The sequence below is a fragment of the Mesobacillus sp. genome (genome assembly GCF_057785455.1).
The window spans coordinates 1-19,572 of record NZ_JBYNSB010000017.1; the positions used below are offsets into that span (position 1 = coordinate 1).

15 protein-coding genes and 1 riboswitch are annotated in these 19,572 nt (G+C 43.8%); of the genes, 4 read left to right on the top strand and 11 right to left on the bottom strand.

Annotation, left to right across the window (positions count from 1 at the left end):
* Positions 1-236 (top strand): hypothetical protein (locus AC3EBE_RS05705; RefSeq protein WP_488594056.1); only part of this gene is annotated, 236 nt, incomplete at its 5' end.
* Between the two features lie 40 nt (positions 237-276).
* Here AC3EBE_RS05705 and AC3EBE_RS05710 read toward each other — a convergent pair.
* The 4 genes from AC3EBE_RS05710 to AC3EBE_RS05725 form a co-directional block, all read right to left on the bottom strand.
* On the bottom strand, positions 277-3,360 hold the full coding sequence (locus tag AC3EBE_RS05710) for an efflux RND transporter permease subunit (RefSeq protein WP_488594057.1): 3,084 nt from the start codon (positions 3,358-3,360) through the stop codon (positions 277-279).
* Between the two features lie 202 nt (positions 3,361-3,562).
* The gene (locus tag AC3EBE_RS05715) at positions 3,563-4,408 is read right to left on the bottom strand and encodes a collagen-like protein (protein WP_488594058.1); all 846 of its coding nucleotides are present in this window, start codon (positions 4,406-4,408) and stop codon (positions 3,563-3,565) included.
* 30 nt (positions 4,409-4,438) lie between these two features.
* Positions 4,439-6,478, bottom strand: a complete 2,040-nt coding sequence (locus AC3EBE_RS05720) for a PKD domain-containing protein (protein ID WP_488594059.1) — start codon at positions 6,476-6,478, stop codon at positions 4,439-4,441.
* Between the two features lie 315 nt (positions 6,479-6,793).
* Positions 6,794-6,943 carry a hypothetical protein gene (locus AC3EBE_RS05725; protein WP_488594060.1) on the bottom strand — a complete coding sequence of 50 codons (150 nt, stop codon included), beginning with the start codon at positions 6,941-6,943 and terminating at the stop codon, positions 6,794-6,796.
* Between the two features lie 287 nt (positions 6,944-7,230).
* Here AC3EBE_RS05725 and AC3EBE_RS05730 point away from each other — a divergent pair, with 287 nt between their 5' ends.
* The gene (locus tag AC3EBE_RS05730; RefSeq protein ID WP_488594061.1) at positions 7,231-8,235 is read left to right on the top strand and encodes a DUF3231 family protein; all 1,005 of its coding nucleotides are present in this window, start codon (positions 7,231-7,233) and stop codon (positions 8,233-8,235) included.
* A gap of 935 nt (positions 8,236-9,170) precedes the next feature.
* Here the strand turns inward: AC3EBE_RS05730 and scpC are convergent.
* The 4 genes from scpC to AC3EBE_RS05750 form a co-directional block, all read right to left on the bottom strand.
* Positions 9,171-10,694 (bottom strand): succinyl-CoA:acetate CoA-transferase ScpC, encoded by a 1,524-nt coding sequence (gene scpC / locus AC3EBE_RS05735; protein WP_488594062.1) that lies wholly within the window; start codon positions 10,692-10,694, stop codon positions 9,171-9,173.
* A gap of 134 nt (positions 10,695-10,828) precedes the next feature.
* On the bottom strand, positions 10,829-11,473 hold the full coding sequence (locus tag AC3EBE_RS05740) for a LytTR family DNA-binding domain-containing protein (RefSeq protein WP_488594063.1): 645 nt from the start codon (positions 11,471-11,473) through the stop codon (positions 10,829-10,831).
* A gap of 118 nt (positions 11,474-11,591) precedes the next feature.
* Positions 11,592-12,209, bottom strand: a complete 618-nt coding sequence (locus tag AC3EBE_RS05745; RefSeq protein ID WP_488594064.1) for a DUF3298 and DUF4163 domain-containing protein — start codon at positions 12,207-12,209, stop codon at positions 11,592-11,594.
* 142 nt (positions 12,210-12,351) lie between these two features.
* A complete protein-coding gene (locus AC3EBE_RS05750) occupies positions 12,352-13,440 on the bottom strand; it encodes a helix-turn-helix domain-containing protein (RefSeq protein ID WP_488594065.1) in 1,089 nt (362 codons plus the stop codon).
* 268 nt (positions 13,441-13,708) lie between these two features.
* Between AC3EBE_RS05750 and AC3EBE_RS05755 the strand changes: the two genes are divergently transcribed.
* Positions 13,709-15,046: a S8 family peptidase gene (locus tag AC3EBE_RS05755; RefSeq protein WP_488594066.1), complete on the top strand. Its 1,338-nt coding sequence runs from the start codon at positions 13,709-13,711 to the stop codon at positions 15,044-15,046.
* Positions 15,047-15,245: 199 nt separating this feature from the next.
* Positions 15,246-16,490, top strand: coding sequence for a dicarboxylate/amino acid:cation symporter (locus AC3EBE_RS05760; protein WP_488594067.1), 1,245 nt, complete (start codon positions 15,246-15,248; stop codon positions 16,488-16,490).
* 115 nt (positions 16,491-16,605) lie between these two features.
* Here the strand turns inward: AC3EBE_RS05760 and AC3EBE_RS05765 are convergent, their stop codons facing one another.
* From AC3EBE_RS05765 to AC3EBE_RS05775, 3 genes are all read right to left on the bottom strand, one after another.
* Positions 16,606-17,349, bottom strand: coding sequence for an amino acid ABC transporter ATP-binding protein (locus tag AC3EBE_RS05765; protein ID WP_488594068.1), 744 nt, complete (start codon positions 17,347-17,349; stop codon positions 16,606-16,608).
* A gap of 24 nt (positions 17,350-17,373) precedes the next feature.
* Complete coding sequence (locus AC3EBE_RS05770) at positions 17,374-18,114, bottom strand: amino acid ABC transporter permease (RefSeq protein WP_488594069.1); 741 nt, start codon at positions 18,112-18,114, stop codon at positions 17,374-17,376.
* 63 nt (positions 18,115-18,177) lie between these two features.
* Positions 18,178-19,014 carry a transporter substrate-binding domain-containing protein gene (locus tag AC3EBE_RS05775; protein ID WP_488594070.1) on the bottom strand — a complete coding sequence of 279 codons (837 nt, stop codon included), beginning with the start codon at positions 19,012-19,014 and terminating at the stop codon, positions 18,178-18,180.
* A 111-nt stretch (positions 19,015-19,125) separates the two neighbouring features.
* A riboswitch (Lysine riboswitch) is annotated at positions 19,126-19,307 on the bottom strand.
* Positions 19,308-19,572: the final 265 nt, after the last annotated feature.

The window sequence follows — 19,572 nt, forward strand, 5'->3', positions numbered from 1 at the left end:
GCAAATTTTTCTTGGGGCGTGCGGTGAGCCTCCTCGTCGCTTTGCTCCTGCGGGGTAAAATGGCCATGCTTTTCGGGCCATTTCTACCTGGGTCTCACCTGTCCCGCTTCATCCCGAAAGAGTCTACGCGCCTGAAACGAAGAGCAACAGGGTTTAAAAATCAACATTCAGCTTTAACCAAGCCAAAAAGAAAAATAAGCCAGGCACGAAGCCAGGCTAATTTTTCACAATTATAATCCCCTGTGGATGACTAGTCATTCACAGGGGATTTTCTGATTAATTTTCTTCTATTTCCCTGCGGTTCTTTTTGAAGATTTTAGAAAGAACCTCGTATACGATTGGTACCATAATCAGGGTGAGCAATGTGGAACTTGTCAGTCCTCCGATTACAGTGATGGCAAGGCCCTTGGAAATCAGGCCGCCGCCTCCTGCACCAAATGCTAACGGCATGAGCGCCCCAACGGTTGCTATCGCAGTCATCAGGATTGGGCGAAGACGGGTCGCGCCAGCCTCCAGTACAGCTTCACGCATTGTCATGCCTTCACGCTCCATATGGATTATGCGGTCTACCAGGACGATTGCATTTGTAACAACGATACCAATCAGCATCAACAGACCCATCATAACCGATACGGAGATGGTTTCATCAGCAATGAGCAATCCTGCAAATGATCCGATCACGGCAAATGGCAATGAGAACAGGATTGCAAATGGAGCAACGCCCTCCCGGAATGTAACTACAAGGATAAAGTACACAATTGCAATTGCTGCCAGCATGGCTGCTCCAAGCTGGGTGAATGTCTCAGTCATATCGGCCTGGACCCCGGCAACCCCAACGGTAACACCTTTGGGCAGATCAATCTTGTTGATGGCTTTATCGACATCGGCTGAAGCCTTGGAGATATCTTTATCAGTGACAGTTCCTGACACTGACGCATAGTATTCACCTTTGCTGCGGGCAAGGGTATTCATTGTCGTACCTTTTTCGACTGTTACCAGCTCTGATAGCGGCATTGTATTGCCAAGAGCTGTCGGCACTTGTGTATCAAGGAGATCATCAATGGATTCCGGCTGTTTTGCCTGTTCCTGCTGGACGATGACATCCAGTGATTGGCCATCTTTTTCGATTGTAGTCAAGACATTCTCCGCTTTTAACGGGTTCAGCATCATGACAATCTGGCCTGCGGTTAATCCATATTGAAGCAGCTCATCCTGTTCTACCTTAAAGGTATACTCGACATAAGCTTCCTCAGCGCTTGAAGTTACATCCTTCAAACCGTCAATGTCGTTCATTTCTTCTTCTACCATTTTTACAGCTTTGTTCAATTTACTTAAATCTTCACTGTAGAATGTGTAGCTGATTTCATTTTCAGGCATCGACATTCCGCCAAAATTCTGGCTCTTCCACTCACCGCTTTGGCCGATATTGAACACATATTCTTCAATTTCTCCGCGTACTTCTGGGAAGTTTTCCATCTCGGGATCAAAAATCAGGTACATTAAAGCACCGCCTGCTCCTCCTCCCATCATAGCCGCCATTTGGTCTCCTTCTTCCGTCACCGATATTTGGACAATATCAATGTCATCGCGCTTGAGCATTTTTTCTTCTACTTTTTCAACATTCGCCAAAGTTTCTTCCTTAAGTTCGCCAGCACCTGGCGTATACGTTAAGTACATAACTTTATCTTCTTCACTTCCCATGAAGCTGAAGCCAATGATTGGAGTCAGCGCCAGGCTGCCAGCCAATAAAACGACAGCAATGACCGAAGTGATGATTTTATGGTTAAGCGATTTATTCAATACTCCCTTATACCAAATAGCAAGCTTTCCAGCCTCTTTATGGCTGCTTTCTGTCTTATCGCTATAAAGCTTCTTCTTGAATAAGAAGTGGGACAATGCCGGTACGATGGTGATTGCAACAAGCAATGACGCACCGAGGGCAAAAGTCATGGTTAACGCAAACGGTGCGAAGAGCTCTCCTACCATCCCGCCAACGAAAATCAATGGTGCAAAAACAGCGACTGTTACCAATGTTGATGACAGGATTGGCTTGAACATTTCAATCGTCGCTTCTCTTACAAGCGCCCGTCCTGTCAGCTTCTCTTCTTTTAAGTGCAGACGCCGGTATATATTTTCGACGACGACAATCGAGTCATCAATGACGCGGCCGATGGCAACTGTAATGGCACCGAGCGTCATGATATTAAGAGTAATTTCCATCCAGTTCAGCAGCAGCAAAGCCATGAAGATTGAAACTGGAATCGAAACGATCGAGATAATAGTAGATTTGAAGTCTCTCAGGAATAAAAGGATGATCAAAACAGCGATCAATCCGCCAAATACTGCTTTTTCAATCATGGTTGAAACAGACTCTTGAATAGGCTTGCCCTGGTCAAGAGACACATCGATGACGAGCCCGTCAATCTTTGCTTTTTCTTCCTTGACCAAATCCTTGACCTCATTCACGACATCAACGGTATTTGCCTGCTGTTCCTTGACGACTTGGATCGCGATAGCATCCTTTCCGTTCGTACGGGATACAGACTGTACCTTACCTACCAATTCTACGTCAGCAATATCACTTAGCTTCACGAATGGTGAAGGATTGCTGGCAGAAGGCGTAACAGGAATCAGCATATTCTTCAGTTCTTTTTCTGTCATGAACTTGCCGTCCACCGCAACAGCCTGCTCCCCTTCCTTAAACTCGTAGAGTCCCAGGGATACAGCCATATTGCTGGCTTGAATCATTTCTTTTACTTTATCTTCAGTGAGTCCATACTGAGCCATTTTTGCTTCATCATAAGTAAGATCAACCTCTTCAATGTGCTGCCCTGTGATCGTTACAGAAGCAACCCCATCGATTTTTTCAATCTTTGGCACCAAAATATCCTCTACAGTAGAGGTAAGCTCAACAATATCCTCCTTGGTACTGCTGACACTAAGCGCCGCTACAGGCATCATATTCATGCTGATCGCTGTAATAGACGGCTCCTGGGCACCTTCAGGCAGTTCTACTGCATCCAATGCTGATTGAAGCGCTCGTTTCGCTTCATCCATATCGATTCCATATTCATATTCCACCTGGATGCTGGACATGTTGGAATACGAATTGGAATAGACGTATTTGACATCTTCCAGTCCTTCCACTGCTTTTTCGATCGGGATGGATACATCCTCCATCACTTTTTCAGGGGTCGCTCCAGGATATACATCCATGACCATGAGGTATGGAATTGAAATATTCGGGATCGTCTCCATGTTCATTCTTGTACCCGAGTAAATCCCGGACACCGTTATGATAATCGTCAGCAGCCAAACTGCAAGTTTATTTCCTAACACAAAATTTACTAAACCTTTCACGATGACACCTGCCTCTGAATGACTTTTCTAGCCTAGTTTAATGTAACTGACTGACCGGTCAGATGTCAATATTTATGTAAAATAAATGCATATATAATTTAGGCAGAAAACAAGAAAAGAGAGCAAAGACAGTGAATCTTTGCTCTGAGTTTCAGCTGGGCACATTCAGCTGTTATCAATAAGAGTTTGAAGCTTAAATTGATTAGCCTAGTTTAATGACTTGCAATACAGGCAGAGTGTAGCTTAATCCCTGTGGTATTACAGCCATCAGCTTCACAACATCTTCCTCCTGCAAGGAAAACAGCTGTGTGGATTGTAAATTAGCCTCCCCGCTTGATTCAGTCATAGATGAAACAATATTAATAGAATCGTTGACTACCAGATGGAATCTTGCAGTGCCGCTTGTTTCCGACTCTTCCTTCACATCGACTTTATAGGAAATTTGGAAAACACCGGAGGTTAAAGCTTTTAACCCGTCTTCGGTTAACTCAAAGTCCTGCAGCGGACCGGCAATTGTAAACCTCACATTGCCGCTTCTGGTACTGGCTGTTGGTGAATAGGCAAAACCAAAGCTTGAGCCAAGAGTTCCAGGCGGACCAGCGGGGCCACGCTCCCCAGGAGGACCTTGCAGACCAGGATCTCCCTTCGGACCAGGCAAGCCTTGTTCACCTCGATCTCCTTTTGGTCCTGGCGGGCCCTGCTTACCTGGGTCTCCTTTTAGACCTGGTGGGCCCTGCTTACCTGGGTCTCCCTTTGGTCCTGGCGGGCCCTGTTCGCCTGGGTCTCCTTTTAGCCCTTGAATACCCTGAGGACCGGGGTCTCCATTTGGTCCTGGCGGGCCTTGCTTACCGCGTTCCCCCCTCTTTCCTTCTGGTCCTGGATCTCCCTTAGGGCCAGGAATGCCTTGCGGGCCTCGATCCCCTTTAGGACCCGGCCGGCCGGGGTCTCCCTTTGGTCCCGGCGGCCCCTGCTCACAGCACGGCTCCTGCGGCCATCCCCCTTTCTCACAACGGCAGTACCATTTATTGCATTTTGGACATAAATCCATGGTCAGTTCACCTCTCATTTTTCCTGCTTGCTATTGACGGATAGTCACGGGGATATTAATTAGTGATCCTCCAGAGCTTGACTGGACGGAGATTGAGCGGGTTGCATCTGGAACTGTTTCGGACGGTTCCACACGGTACAGCCAAACACCAAGCGGGTCCACCCCTACTTGGGCAAGCACGGTTCCGCCCAAATCATCCCCATTAAAAATAGTGATTTTTACCCCAGGTCCTCGTACATCCGAGGTTCCTGAAATACGCCATTCTGAATCGCGAGTCCTGAATTCAGCACGGGTAATCGTCAAGCTGTCGGGGAGTGTTGTGATTTGGGTAACATCGGTGGAGCTTCCACCTGGGCCGCTGACTGTGAGTTCAAATGTGAGAGTGGCTGTTTCCTTTGGTGCGGTAAATGTGGCGTTTGGAGTATTAGCATTGGTAATTGTGACTGCAGGACCAGAAATCTGCACCCAGCTAAAGCTTGTTGCCTCTCCGGCTGCGCTTCCGGCTAATGTCACAGTTGTACCCTGCTGTACAGTCTGATCAGGACCGGCGTCAGCTGCCGGTGCAGGTGTTGAATCTACTACCTCTACGATGACAGTGTCAGATGATGACCCGCCTTCCCCCTGGACAGTCAATTCAAAGGTTAGAATCCCGGTAGTTTCTGGAGCAGTAAAGGAAGGAGTGACAGAGTCTGCATTTAGCAGCGTGACAGGAGTGCCGGCTGTCTGGCCCCAGTTATAAGCAGTGATCGGGCCCGTTGAATTGCTGGCATCCAGTTGTACCTCTGAACCAATAATGACAGTCTGATCCGGGCCAGCGTTTGCAACAACTCCAGGAGGATTAACAGGACCGCCAATGACCGCAACAGGTACCGTTGTTTCGCCGCCAGCTGTTGATTGAACAGTAATATAAGCTGGCACATTCAACAAACTCAGGGCAAGAGTACCTTCAGCAGGAATCACATAATCTCCCAGCCCAAAGTCCTTCACACTTAGTTCGGGCGGAGTAATCGTATCGCTCGAAAGCGCCTCTACTTTCAGCGTTTGTGTATCGTTATCATAAATCGCAGAAGCAGTGATCATATCAACTGGAACAGCCGTTTTTACGCTTGCCGGATCATTATCCCCTACATTTGTGACGGTGACAGCGGCAGGAGGGATCGTGCCTGTATATGCGACACGGGCAAAATATAGTCCATTGTTACCTTGAAGCATAGTAGGAACTATTCCTGTTCCAGTCACTTCAATTTGTTGCAGCGTGACATCTGACTTGGCAAATACATCAATGAATCCGCCTGTGCTATCCGTTAGCGTATACGTTGTCCTTGTTACATCCACTCCAGAAATAGTGGATATTTTACCTAGTAATGAAAAATTCCTCGTTTCAATCGTATTGTCCGGATTCAGACCAGGTGAGGTGGAACGGTCAGGTGATCCGATTCCAATACCGGGCCCCTCGATCCTGAAGATGTTCTGCGGCTCGCCAAACCGGTCAATGAACTGACTTCCTGTTAATGGGTGCAGCACATTCGGGTCCCCAATATATCCCTCAGGAGCAGCTGGGGGAACGTTCGGGTCCCATTGGAGGAAGGGATGAATACGGCTATTGAATGCCTCTTCAAAGTCCAGAGGACATATTCCAATATCCTCGGTGAAGTTAATTTCTCCAAAACCATCTCCATCTGGTTCAGCAATAAAGGTATCTGCGCCATAGGGATGTGTGACTGTATAAGCCGCATTAGGCTGAAGACCCTCCACTCGTACACGGACACGGCCAAATACTAACTGATCGCCATCTACCGGGACTTCATTCGCAAACGCAGCTTCCATTGCTAAAACAAGCCTCGCCCTCTCTCCTGTCCCTGTCTCCATCTCCGCTTCCGCAGCAAAGTAAAAAGCTTCGCTTGGGAAATTGTCAGGAAAGGAAACTGGTTGTCCCGGGTTAGGGAGGTCAGCAGGCGCAATTCCTGAAAATGGGTCATTGGGATCCACATTCAATTGAAGACGCAGGCCATTTCCATCCTTGTACCATACAGGGAATCCGTTTAAAGCACTAATTGGTCCAACTTCCAACTAAATTCTCCTTTCTTCAAAAAAGGTATTATCTGATTCTTCCGGCCTAAAAAAGCCTTGTGATATTTTATTCAGGAGGAAGGATTTCGGGTGGGTTTTTACCCTTAGCACCAGGGTAATTATGGAAGTTATTCTTGCTGTAAAAAAGCAATGCAAAAAGGGATTGATGCTTTACCACCAATCCTTTTTGATCAAATAATTTAATTCTTTGAGTCTTTTTAAAACCTTTTACAGCTTTCTGTTAAAACAGTTTATGGAGGCTACTTTAGAAAGGAGTGCCTAATGGGCACTCCTTCCAAAACATAATGTAAATCTTTACTCGTCATCTACCTCGCCGTCACCAATTTCATCCTCTTCCTCAACGTCCTCCAGCTGTTCTCCCTCTTCAGGCTGTTCATCATTTCCGCAGCCTGTTACAGAGAACATGGAAAAGGCCAGCAAAAACATTAACAATAACTTTTTCATTTAGAAAACCTCCATTTATTATGGCTCGTACTAGTTGCTAGTTATGATTTCTTACACATACATTTCGAGTTTGAATTCTCCTCAAATAGGTTCCCAAATCCTAAATCAATAAACATGATTACATAAGACGAACCGCAATTTACGCTTAAGTGCCTTTAATAAAGTTTTTCCAACCACGTTCGTTCTATGTATTGCTTAATAGACCCCTGTAATTTGTGGATATTATCTCACTTAGCCGTAATAAAATTCGCGCTAAAAGTAACAATAATGGGAAAGGAGTGTGTGGAATGTCTGAAATGCTAAACAAGCCCAATATTGAATTGACGGCCACGGAAATATCCAACATATGGGCAGGTTATATGAAGATTACAATGGAATTGCGATTTTATGAATACTTTTTTGAGACGGCTGAAGACCCTGAAGTCAAAAAAGTCGTAGAAAAACTATTAAAGTTCGCCCAAAAAAACACACAGGACCTTAAGGAAATTTTCCAGAAGGAAAACCTCACCTGCCCGCTAGGCTTTACACCTGAAGACGTAAATGTCAATGCGGGAAAGGTTTTTTCAGATACATTCATTTTATATATAGTCCATGATATAACAATGCTTTCGATGATTACCTATCCTAGCGCATTTTCCGATTCTACCAGAACGGATATCCGGAACCTTTTTCAAAAGTGCATTGAGGATATCCTCCAGATTCAAAGTGAGATGACAGAAGTGATGCTGGCAAAAGGGGTATACCTGAAGCCTCCTCAAGTATCGATGGACCACACGATCGATATGGTTGGGCATATCAACTATTTAAATGGGCTGTTTGGCGGCTCAAGACCATTGAACGCGGCAGAGGTGGCAAACTTAACGCGGATCATCCATAGAGCACAATTTTCAAAGATGATCCTTGTTACCTTCGGAAAGCTGGCAAAAACGAAAGGCCTTATCGAGCATTTCGGAAAAGGAAATAAGGCGCTTGAAAAAGTCACCAGTTCCCTGCAACAGGTATTTGACAGGGAAAACATCCCAATTTCAGCATCTGGCGACTTCAATATATATGAGGTAAAGGATTCTCCATTTTCCGATAAACTGATGATGTTTTTCGTCAATACATGTCTCGGGATGTTCTGCTTTATCATGATCAATCAAGCTCTTACCTCCAGCCTGCGAACCGATATTGTTTCAAAATTCACCGATATATCGGACGATATGAAGAAATTTTACGGGAAAGGCTTGATCCTCACCATCACGGAAAAATGGCTGGAGCAGCCTCCGCAGGTTGTTGACAGGAAAATTTGAAGCAGAACCTACAAAAGATGACAAATCGTCGTATTTATTGGACAGAAATAAAGAAACTGATGCAAAACTGTCCGAATGGTGGTCTCTTTTGGACAGAATTAGAGGATTCTGGTTCAAAACTGTCCGAACGGTGGTCTCTTTTGGACAGAATTAGAGGAATCTAGTTCAAAACTGTCCGAATCACGGTCTCTTTCGGACAGAATTAGAGGATTCTGGTTCAAAACTGTCCGAATGGCGGTCTCTTTCGGACAGAAATGTAGGAATCTTACCCAAAACTGTCCGAATGGCGGTCTCTTTCGGACAGAATTAGAGGATTCTGGTTCAAAACTGTCCGAATCACGCTCTCTTTCGGACAGAATTAGAGGATTCTGGTTCAAAACTGTCCGAATCGCGGTCTCTTTCGGACAGAATTAGAGGAATCTAGTTCAAAACTGTCCGAATGGCGGTCTCTTTTGGACAGAAATGGAGGATTCTGGTTCAAAACTGTCCGAATGGCGGTCTCTTTCGGACAGATTTTGAACAAACTATCCCAAAACTGTCTGAATCACGGTCTCATTTGGACAGAAAGCGAAGAAACTATCTAAAAATTGTCCGAATCGCCTTTTCATTCGACAGAAATCGAAGAAACTCCTCCAAAACTGTCCGAATGGCGGTCTTAGCCTTCTCTCCGCTTTGCTCCTGCAGAATATAATGGTCCTCCCCAAAAATACGCATTAAAGGCTGATTCCTGCTTGATCTTAGCTGTCCAATTGCGACTGGCTAACAATAATAAAGACGAAGTCAGTAAAGGGGCTGTCAGGTCGTTAATTAAAATTGACCTTAACCTCTATGGACTTCGTCTTTTTATGTTGATTTTACAACCAAATCAGAAATGGCTTTTTTTACCGAAAGGCCTGGATTCATTTAATAGCGCGGATAAATCGAACAATCTTGTATCACCCGGCTGAAACTGGCTCTGCTGCCTCTTCAAGCATCGTTCCTTTAGCTGCGAAATTCGTATGCCATGAAAATGCTTTTTCCAATACATGCGGAGTTTGTCCGCCCCTTGCCAGGGCTTCCTGATAGTATGCACGAAGCTGATTGCGGTACATTGGGTGTGCACAATTTTCAATAATCAATTCCACTCTTTCCCTTGGAGCCAATCCTCTTAAATCAGCGTACCCCTGTTCAGTGACGACGACATCCACATCGTGCTCTGTATGGTCAACATGCGAGACGAAAGGGACGATGCTGGAAATATTCCCGCCCTTTGCAATCGATTTAGTAACAAAGATCGCAAGCCGTGCGTTCCGGGCAAAGTCCCCTGAACCGCCAATGCCATTCATCATCTTCGTTCCGAGAACATGGGTGGAATTCACATTTCCGTAGATGTCCAGCTCTAATGCAGTATTAATTGAAATCAAGCCAAGACGGCGGATAATTTCCGGATGATTGGAAATCTCCTGCGGGCGCATCAGCAATTTGCTGCGGTATTGATCAAAGTTATTAAATACCTTCTTCATTTTTTCTTCAGAAAGCGTGATCGAGCAGCAGGAAGCAAATTGCACTTTACCTGCATCGATTAAATCAAATACTGCATCCTGAAGGACCTCCGAATATACCTCCAAGTCCTGAAACTCGGAATCCAGCATACCGTGCAGCACAGCATTCGCAACTGAACCTATCCCAGATTGCAATGGAGCCAGGCTTTCCGTTAAGCGGCCAGATTGTACTTCTTTTCGAAGGAAATCAATCAAATGCTGGGCCATGATGACAGTTTCCTCATCCGGCGGGACGATTGTCGAAGGGGAATCCAGCTGGTCAGTAAAAACAATACCCTTTACCTTTTCAATATCAACCGGAATACCAGTGGTCCCAATCCTGTCATCAGGCTTTGCCAATGGTATTGGCTGTCTATCACCTTGTTTCCCCGGTTCATACAGATCATGAAGTCCCTCAAGCAGTTCAGACTGAGCCATATTGATTTCGATTATGATCGACTTAGCGTTAAGGGCAAATGCCATTGAATTACCGATTGAAGTGGTTGGAATCACCATACCGTCTTCTGTCATTGCAACCGCTTCCAAAATAGCGACATCTACTTCCATCACATCTGATCGAATCATTTCCGCTGTATGGGATAGATGCTGATCCACAAACAGGAAGTCCCCTTGATTAATGCCTCTGCGCATTGTCGCATCCGCCTGGAACGGCAATCTTTTTCCCAAAATGCCAGCTTCAGCAAATAACTTATCAACATCAGACCCTAATGATGCACCGGTATAAACATTCACTTTAAATGACTTTTCATCTTTCACTCTGTTTACCAAAGCAAATGGAACCGCTTTCACATCACCCGCACGTGTAAATCCGCTTAACCCCAATGTCATTCCATTTTCAATCCAGGATGCAGCCTCTTCAGGAGTGACCACTCTGTTTTTCAATCGATTGTCCCTGATTCGCTCTAATTGATTTTCCATACCGAATCCCTCACTTAATGAATGGTTGAATGATTATAATCATTTTACCCATTAACACTATTAAGATAAGATTTTAGGTATACAATACGGAAAATTCTGATAAAACAGCATAATCGCCTTCCGAACCAGTAAATTTAGAAGCCTAACAGCTTCCGGAAGTAACTGGAGTATGATTGGCTGACAGGAACATGCTCTCCGTTATCCAATGAAAGCAGGAATGTGGAATGAGTATCCGGATAGATTGTCTTAATATGGTTCACATTGACGATAAATGACCGATGGCATCTAATGAACGAATCCTTCGGCAGCAAAAATTCGAATTCCTGAAGCGCGTACTTGTGCGTACCGGAAAACTCATCGGTATAAACATGGGTTTTCTTATCCTTGGCTTCTATATAAACCACTTTTGAAAAAGGAACAGGAATCCAGCCGTCATGAGTCTTCAATGTAACGACCGACTTTCCATCTGTCAGGGCCGGATAAATAGCGGTTACACATCCCTCAAGCAGGCCATTATGTAAAAATGGCACAGCCATCCCGTGATACGGAATGCCAAACACATCACGGTTAATGAACTCCGAAACCTTTTGCTTCGAAACAAGTGCTTTATATGCTATCGTCCCCTCTTTAACAGGGTCACCAGGAACGATTTTCAAGTCAATCCGTTTGCTTGGACGGTAGTATATGTACTCCTTTGTATTCGAGACTGCAATCGAGATTTCATCCGAAAACAATTCACCGACTACATCCAGCATTGAACTTAAAGTTATATCTTCCATGTCACAAACACCTCGTTCCTATTATACTACTATTATTTCTATAGCATGGACTGAATCCTTTGCATAATAAAAAGCCCCTGATATGAGGCTTTTTTATCAAGTATTTCTATTTTAGAAGCTATGACATAGCCATCCTGCCAAGGGGTCCATTTTCATCGATAATATCCTGAATTTCATAAACGGATATAGGAAACATCGGAAATCCAAAGGCATAAGGAGTTATTTCGTACAGCTGGAAATAGACGACGAGGCTTTTATCGGCTATATAGAAGTCCTGGTCAGGCTTGATGGCAGAAAACTTTTCCAGCGTCCCGATATCGCGTTCTGCGATCTGTGCTTCTATAATCGCAGAAAGCCTTGTTACATAGTCACTTCCAGGCTTGAACAAATCCTTGAGCGTACAAAGCCTGCCTTTCTGCAAATCAAACGTGAGCGACTTAATATAGGTCATCCCATGGGCTGCATGTTCATGATACGTATAATTACTCAGGGACAAGCTCAGGACCTCGCGCTGATTGTTCTTCACTTCATAATGGCCAAGCATTTCTTCGACCGTCGTGGGCATATCCCCAACCTGCAGATTGATGAGCTGCTGCGTTTGAGAAACGATCGTACGATTAATGAAATGCTCCAAACTAAGATTAGATACATTAAATATATGAGGATAATATACTGTTTTTTTAGGACCGCTGCTGATTTTGACGGTCTTCACACCTGCAGGAAACGAAATGGGCATACTCAACCACCCTTTGAGATTTTTTCTCCATTGTATTCCTGGAGGCACAGGAGTGTTAGCGAAAAAAAGGAGCGGCAAAATCGAAAATGGCCACTCCACCATTCTTTAAATTGTATGAATAATGCCGCCCTCTTCTTAGGCTCTAATTAGATTTGACTATGAGGGTGCTTACAAGTTTGCTTAATGTCTCCTTGCCTGCAAATGGAGCCAGACCGGCTAAAACCTCAGTATCCAAGCCATTGACATCCACCCTGGCCAATATTGCCTGGATGCTGTCTTTGCTTAAGAATGGAGCCAGGCTTACTATTCTTTTAAGTTCTATTTTTCCATCTGCTGCGTGCTGCACAAGGCGATCCAGAGTTTCCCTGCTCAAAAATGGGGCAAGTCTCACGACCATTTCCCAATCCACACTTTCCTCCTCCGCTTGTAAAACTAGTGCATCAAGCTGCTCTTTTCCAAGGAATGGAGCCAGTTGAACAAGACGGCCAGCCCCCAGTTCCCCCTCACACTCCCGGTCAACTAAACGGTTGAGAGTGTCTTTGCTTAAAAATGGTGCTAGAGTGACAACCAAATCCCAGTCAGCAAGAAGATCTATTGACTGCAGCAATTGATCCAGGCTTTGTACATTAAGGAACGGAGCCAGCATTACCAGCTCCTTGGCCTCAATCGACCCTTGCTCCACCGGTTTTTCCACTAATTCATACAAAAACTTCGAACCTATAAATGGCGCAAGCTCTGCGATAAAACCCCAATTCACAGCCTCACCGATTGCCTGGCGAACGATGCCTTCCAGTGCTTCAGAACCTAGAAATGGAGCTAGACTGAGAATGAATTCCTTATTCAAGCTGCTCATATCCAAACTCTCTGCGACTTTATTGAGTGTGCTAGCTTTAAGAATGGGAGCTACATCAGTAAGCTCCGCCGCTTCGACCTCTCCCTTATTGATCATAACCGCAATGTTTTCAGGCTCCTCGCCACTTGCCTCTTCTACTATTTTGCCAATATGCGAGTTATCACGAATAACCCCCGCATTCATGATCTGATCGATGGAAACATTGAACAGCTCAGCTATCCGCGGAAGAGTTCCTATATCAGGGAGTGATTGGCCGCGTTCCCATTTTGAAACCGCCTGGTGGCTTACATTTAACTGTTCTGCCAGCTCCATCTGCGTCAGATCCTGTTCCTTTCTTAACCTGGAAATATAAGCCCCTATCCTTCTTGTATCAAGCATATTTCATCCCCCTCATAGATTTCCCAGTGCGCCCTGTTACACCAATCTTAGCACCTGACCAATTCATTTGCCTATCAACTGTTGGTTGAATTTTGGGTTTCTACTGGCGGGAGAATTCTTATATTTGATTGGCGAATAAACCTGTCGAAAGTTTCTCTAGCAATTATCCAAGTAATGACAGAATCAAACAAAATAACCCCGTTGTGATAAAAGAATACTGATTCTATAATCGAGTTGTTGGAAAATTCTATTAAAACGGGGGATGAAGATGAAGAAGAAATTTATCGCAGGTGCCTTATCGGTAGCATTAAGTGCTGCTGCATTTGTAGGAAGCTTGGGAGTAGGACATGCCCAGGAAATAGACAAGAATTACATAGTTATTTTCAAGTCTGATAGTAATCTCCCATCAAACTATGTTGACGTTGTGAAGAAATCCGGTGGAAAAGTCACAACGGCTCTGCCTAAATTAGGTGCTGTGAAAGTAAACTCTGATAACCCGAATTTCCTGGCTGAAATTCAAAATAGCTCAGCTGTTTTAGATGTCGGAGTAGAGAATACGATTTATCCTGAAGCTCCAGTGGCTGTTGAAGCTTTAGATACAGATTTTAGTTCAGGTGCTCAAAATGATTTATATAACACATATCAATGGGATATTAAACAAGTGACTAACAATGGTGCATCTTGGAATATGGAAGGCGGAACAGGAAAATCAACTAATGGTAAGGATATTGTTGTAGCCGTTGTAGATACTGGTATTGATTTTACCCACCCTGATATCATGGCTAATTATGCTTATGGGAAATCATTCGTTCCTGGCATTGAAAGTCCTATGGATGAAAATGGCCATGGAACTCACGTTGCTGGATCCATTGCTGGTAATGGCAGAGTACTAGGTATTGGGCCAGAACTTAAAGTGGCTGCTTACCGTGTCTTCGGACCAACTGGGGGAGCTTATACATCTGATATTGCCAATGCTCTAATGACTGCAGCTGATGATAACGTTGATGTAGTTAACATGTCACTTGGCGGTTATGATTGGTTCCAAAACCCAGAATATGCAACAAAAGATGTGGTGGCAGACGTACGTTTATTCAACCGTGCAATCCAATATGCAATTAAAAATGGCGTGACCGTAGTTGGGTCTGCAGGAAACAACGCAGTCGATCTTTCAAGCCCTGGGAAGCTTTCTGGAGACGACAAAGGTGCTACACATAGAAGTCCAAGCAGCCAAACAATGATTCGTGTTTCAGCTGGCGGGGAAGCAAAGAATCTAACTTTCTATTCGAATTATGGTGTTGGTAAAATCGATGTCATTGCACCAGGTGGCGATTTAGGTAAAGATTATTTAGAAACAGGTGTAAGAGATAATACAAAATTATGTTTTTCTACAGTACCAGGTGGATACGCTTTTATGGGTGGTACATCAATGGCCGCACCAAAAACGGCTGGTCTTGCTGGAGTCATCATTGCTAAATACGGTAAAGATGTTTTGTCTCCTGCCCAGGTAAAGCATATCATCCAAAGCTCTGCAGATGATTGGTTCAAACCAGGCTATGATGGGCAATCTGGCTTCGGTGCGATCAATGCAGTAAGTGCTTTGAAATAGGAGAGACCTGTTTTTGAATTAATTGAATATCAAGATGAGAAAAAAGGATCTGGATTTGGATCCTTTTTTTCTTTTTATCAAATAATCACTCTTCTACAGCCCACTGAAAGCAAATTCCCTATTGTCTCTCCTCTGCATCAAGTGTAGTTTAATATTAGGAATTATTTCCCGAAAAATATTAATAAAGAAGGTTATAGACGTGAAAATATGGAAAATGTACAAAACCTCTTCGTTCATTTTAAAAATGACGACTGGTTTTATCCTTGGAATAGTATTAGGCATTGTATTGGGCCCAGATGCAGCGGTATTAAAGCCTCTTGGTGACATCCTGATTAAATTGCTGAATCTTATTGCGACTCCTGTTGTATTTTTAACCGTTGTACTAGCAGTGAATCAGATGAATCCAGCACAGCTAGGCAGGACGGGCGGAAAATTAGTCGTTTATTATGCAGTTACAACAGCTGCAGCTGTCTTGATCGGGCTTGGACTTTCCTTACTCATCAACCCGGGCAAATCTCTCACATTGCCGACTGCAGAAGTCAATAAACCGGAAACCCCTGCTGCCTCCGATGTCATTCTAAGTATTATCCCTGATAATCTACTAAAAGCTTTTACTGAAGGAAATCTAATGGGGATCATGTTTTTGGCGATCATTATTGGGTTTGCGATTTCAGGGATGCGCTTTTCGACTGAGGAAAAAATCCGGAACTACGGTGTTCAGCTTCAATCCTTAATGGACGCCGCGAATGTGCTATTCTTCCGCATCCTTCAAGGCATCCTGCTTTATGCGCCGGTTGGAATCTTTGCCATTGCGGCAACTTCATTCGGAACGCAGGGATGGGATACTTTCATATCCTTGCTTAAATTTACAGCCGTGTTTTATTTGGGGATTGTCCTCCTATGGATCTTTGTTTATAGCGGGATATTAAAATTGTACCGAATCCCGGTCCGGAACTTTTTTATCCAAACTAAAGAAGCATACACAACGGCTTTTTTCACATCCAGCAGTATCGCAACACTTCCTATAGCGATCGAAGGTGCCAAAAAAGCTGGTATTTCGGAGAGAATAGTCAATTTCAGTCTGCCGTTGGGTGCAGTTTTCAACTCTGATGGAGGCGCACTGCGCATGGGGGCTTCCATTGTTTTTGCGGCCAATGTTACAGGAGCACAATTTTCCCTGATGGATTTCTTGACCATCATCTTAGTAGGAACCTTGCTTTCCATTGGCACTGCCGGAATTCCTGCTGCTGGCCTTGTCACCCTTTCAGCTGTTTTAACGATGTTTGACCTGCCGCTTGAAATCGTTGCCCTGATTGCAGGTGTGGATGCGATTATTGGCATGGCTGGAACCGCGTCTAATGTCATAGGAGATGTGGTAGGTGCCGCTGTGGTCGATAAATCAGAGGGAAAATATCAAAGCGAATCAAATTCTTCTTTAATTTAAAATGATTTATAAACTGCACCCCTAATCGGTGCAGTTTTTATATGGATACTTTTGTATAAAGTAAAAAAGGGTACCTTGAAGGGCACCCTTTTCATATATTTATAATTTTATTACTTCAATAAGCTGCCTTCAATGTACGTTTAAGAAATTCTCTCGTCCGGTTCTGTTGCGGATTATTGAAGATTTGCTCTGGGCTGCCTTCCTCTGCAATAACCCCTTTGTCCATAAATACGACACGGTCAGATACTTCCCTTGCGAATTCCATCTCATGCGTTACGATCAGCATTGTCAGGCCAGATTCAGCGAGTTCCTTCATTACCTTCAGGACTTCGCCAACCATTTCTGGATCAAGAGCAGAAGTTGGTTCATCAAACAGGAGAACGTCTGGCTCCATGGAAAGTGCTCTTGCTATGGCGACACGCTGCTTTTGCCCGCCGGATAGCTGCTTTGGTTTGGCATTAATATACTTATCCATCCCAACAACTTTTAGATATTTCATTGCTACCTTTTCAGCTTCATCCTTTGAACGGCCCAATACTTTGACCTGGCCTACTGTACAATTCTTCAGGACATTATGGTTATTGAATAAGTTGAATTGCTGGAAGACCATCCCTAAATGTCTGCGGTAGGTTGGGATATCATGCTTATCATCAAGGATGTTCTCTCCGTTATAAATAATCTGCCCGCCGCTTGGCTTTTCCAATAGGTTGATGCAGCGAAGAAGAGTTGATTTACCAGACCCTGAGGAGCCAATGATTGTCACGACTTCCCCTTTATTGACCGAGAAGTTGATATCTTTTAACACTTCATGAGTTCCAAAGGATTTGTTCAGATGCTGTATATCGATTACTGTTTCCATACTCTCTCCTCCTTCTTGTAAAAATTATCTCGCTGGCTGTTGTGTTTCTTCGCCCAGGACCATTTTGTAGTTGTCCGGGCCTTCTAGTCTTTTTTCAAAATAAAGCAGAATCCTTGTTACAGCGAAGGTCATGACAAAATAGATCACGCATGCAACAAAGAAGGATTCGAAATATCTAAAATTGTTTCCTGCAACTGATTTTGTAAGGAAATACAATTCTGAAACTGATATAACATTCAGAACAGATGTGTCTTTAATATTGATAACGAACTGGTTCCCAGTTGCCGGCAGGATATTGCGGACTACTTGCGGAAGGACAACATTCATCATCGTTTGGAAGTGGTTCATCCCAATTGCCTGGGCAGCTTCAAATTGTCCTTTATCAACAGAAACAATGCCGCCGCGGACAATTTCCGCCATGTAGGCCCCTGTATTGATCGATACAACAATAAGCGCCGCCGCCATCACATCTATATCCACACCGAATGCTAACGCAGAGCCATAATATATCACCATTGCCTGTACAATCATCGGGGTGCCGCGGAAGAACTCAATATAAACGGATAGAATAAAATTAATGATAGCAAGAAACCATTTCTTGAATCCTTTTTCCGGTACTGGAATTGTACGGATAACTCCTGCTATTAAACCAATGACCGCTCCCAAAATGGTACCGATCAGAGAAATATACAGGGTAACCCCGGCTCCTCGAAGGAACATTGGCCAGTTTTCCGAAACGATCTTAATGATCCACTCTAAACTCATTTTCCTTCTCCTTTTATCATCATAAAACCGACTGTATATAAGTACAGCCGGTTTTATAGAATGTTATTTGGCTGCAGGCTGATTCTTGATAGCTGCGTCCATTATTTCTGTACGTTTTTCTTCAGAGATTCCTTTCAAAATTTCATTGATTTTATCTGTCAGCTTGCTGCCTTTTTGAAGACCAACTGCGATGGCGGTATCATCTTCAGATGTTTTGAATCCATCTTCAAATTCAACCATTGCTAAGTTTTCGTTTGCAGATGAAGCACTTACAGCCTCAGGACGCTCCGAAACATATCCATCAATGATTCCTGATTCAAGTGCAACCCTCATAGCCGGGAAGTTATCCATTGCAGTTTCTTTGGATACACCCTCAATTTGGTCGATGACTGAATAGTGGAATGTATTTAATTGAGCTGTAATCTTTGCACCCTTGAAATCCTGGATGGAAGCAGCTCCTTCATATTTCCCGCCTTTTTTAACCACCATTACTAGATTTGATTTATAATAGTTATCCGAAAAGTCGATTGTCTCTTTACGCTCTGCAGTTGGGGACATCCCTGCGATAATTGCGTCAATTTTGCCTGAAGTCAACGCTGGAACCAGTCCGTCCCATTCCGTTTTAACGATTACTAATTCTTTTCCTAAACCATCAGCAATTTTCTTCGCGATTTCCACATCATAGCCGCCAGCATATTCAGAAGTGCCAGCTATTTTCACACCGCCGTTTGAATCATCCTTCTGAGTCCAGTTAAATGGTGCATAGCCAGCCTCAAGGCCTACCTTAAATGTATTATCATCGGATGAGCCTGAATTTGAATCGTTGCCTGATCCGCATCCTGCAAGTAAAACCATTGCTGAAATCAAAAATACTAAAAATAATGATGCCTTTGTTCTCATGTTCGTTTTCTCCTCCTTGTTTTTATAGAGCGTTTTTTACAAACAAAAAGCGACCTGAGATAAACTCAGGTCGCATTATTCATAGATGCCCTAAATTCCTCTCTTTTCCCATAATGAGATAGCACAACTCAATAAACCGGGGAGTCTATTGAGACAGTCCTGCAGCTCTTAACTGCAGACCCAGCAAGCAATACTGAGAATATTACCCACTTCGGCGACATTTCCTTCTCCCTAGCATCAAAGCTTCTCAAACTCCGCTAAGGACTGTTAAATATCGCGCCTCTACCTCACAAGCAAAAGTGAGGTGAAATATTAAATTATAGTAAATAGGCTACAATAACCTGTTAATTCTGTCAATCTAGTTATTTTTGGAAAATCTAAATATGCACGTGTAGTCAGTGTTTTTTGAACTATCACACTCAAACAATCTATGTTGGGGATTTTTTTTACTATAGAATTAAAAAGCTGCAAACTGTTAACACTCTTTATGTATGCAAAAAATTCTCATTTCCATTAAACTAAAAATGAGTGGAAAAGATGTTCCATAAAGCGAGTACT

Excerpts from the sequence above, each read along its gene's own strand:
- AC3EBE_RS05730 (WP_488594061.1), top strand. The coding sequence starts at position 7,231 with ATGTCTGAAATGCTAAACAAGCCCAATATTGAATTGACGGCCACGGAA.
- AC3EBE_RS05750 (WP_488594065.1), bottom strand. The coding sequence starts at position 13,440 with ATGCTTGATACAAGAAGGATAGGGGCTTATATTTCCAGGTTAAGAAAG.
- AC3EBE_RS05755 (WP_488594066.1), top strand. The coding sequence starts at position 13,709 with ATGAAGAAGAAATTTATCGCAGGTGCCTTATCGGTAGCATTAAGTGCT.
- AC3EBE_RS05740 (WP_488594063.1), bottom strand. The coding sequence starts at position 11,473 with ATGGAAGATATAACTTTAAGTTCAATGCTGGATGTAGTCGGTGAATTG.
- AC3EBE_RS05765 (WP_488594068.1), bottom strand. The coding sequence starts at position 17,349 with ATGGAAACAGTAATCGATATACAGCATCTGAACAAATCCTTTGGAACT.
- AC3EBE_RS05775 (WP_488594070.1), bottom strand. The coding sequence starts at position 19,014 with ATGAGAACAAAGGCATCATTATTTTTAGTATTTTTGATTTCAGCAATG.
- AC3EBE_RS05745 (WP_488594064.1), bottom strand. The coding sequence starts at position 12,209 with ATGCCCATTTCGTTTCCTGCAGGTGTGAAGACCGTCAAAATCAGCAGC.
- AC3EBE_RS05770 (WP_488594069.1), bottom strand. The coding sequence starts at position 18,114 with ATGAGTTTAGAGTGGATCATTAAGATCGTTTCGGAAAACTGGCCAATG.
- AC3EBE_RS05715 (WP_488594058.1), bottom strand. The coding sequence starts at position 4,408 with ATGGATTTATGTCCAAAATGCAATAAATGGTACTGCCGTTGTGAGAAA.
- AC3EBE_RS05725 (WP_488594060.1), bottom strand. The coding sequence starts at position 6,943 with ATGAAAAAGTTATTGTTAATGTTTTTGCTGGCCTTTTCCATGTTCTCT.
- scpC (WP_488594062.1), bottom strand. The coding sequence starts at position 10,694 with ATGGAAAATCAATTAGAGCGAATCAGGGACAATCGATTGAAAAACAGA.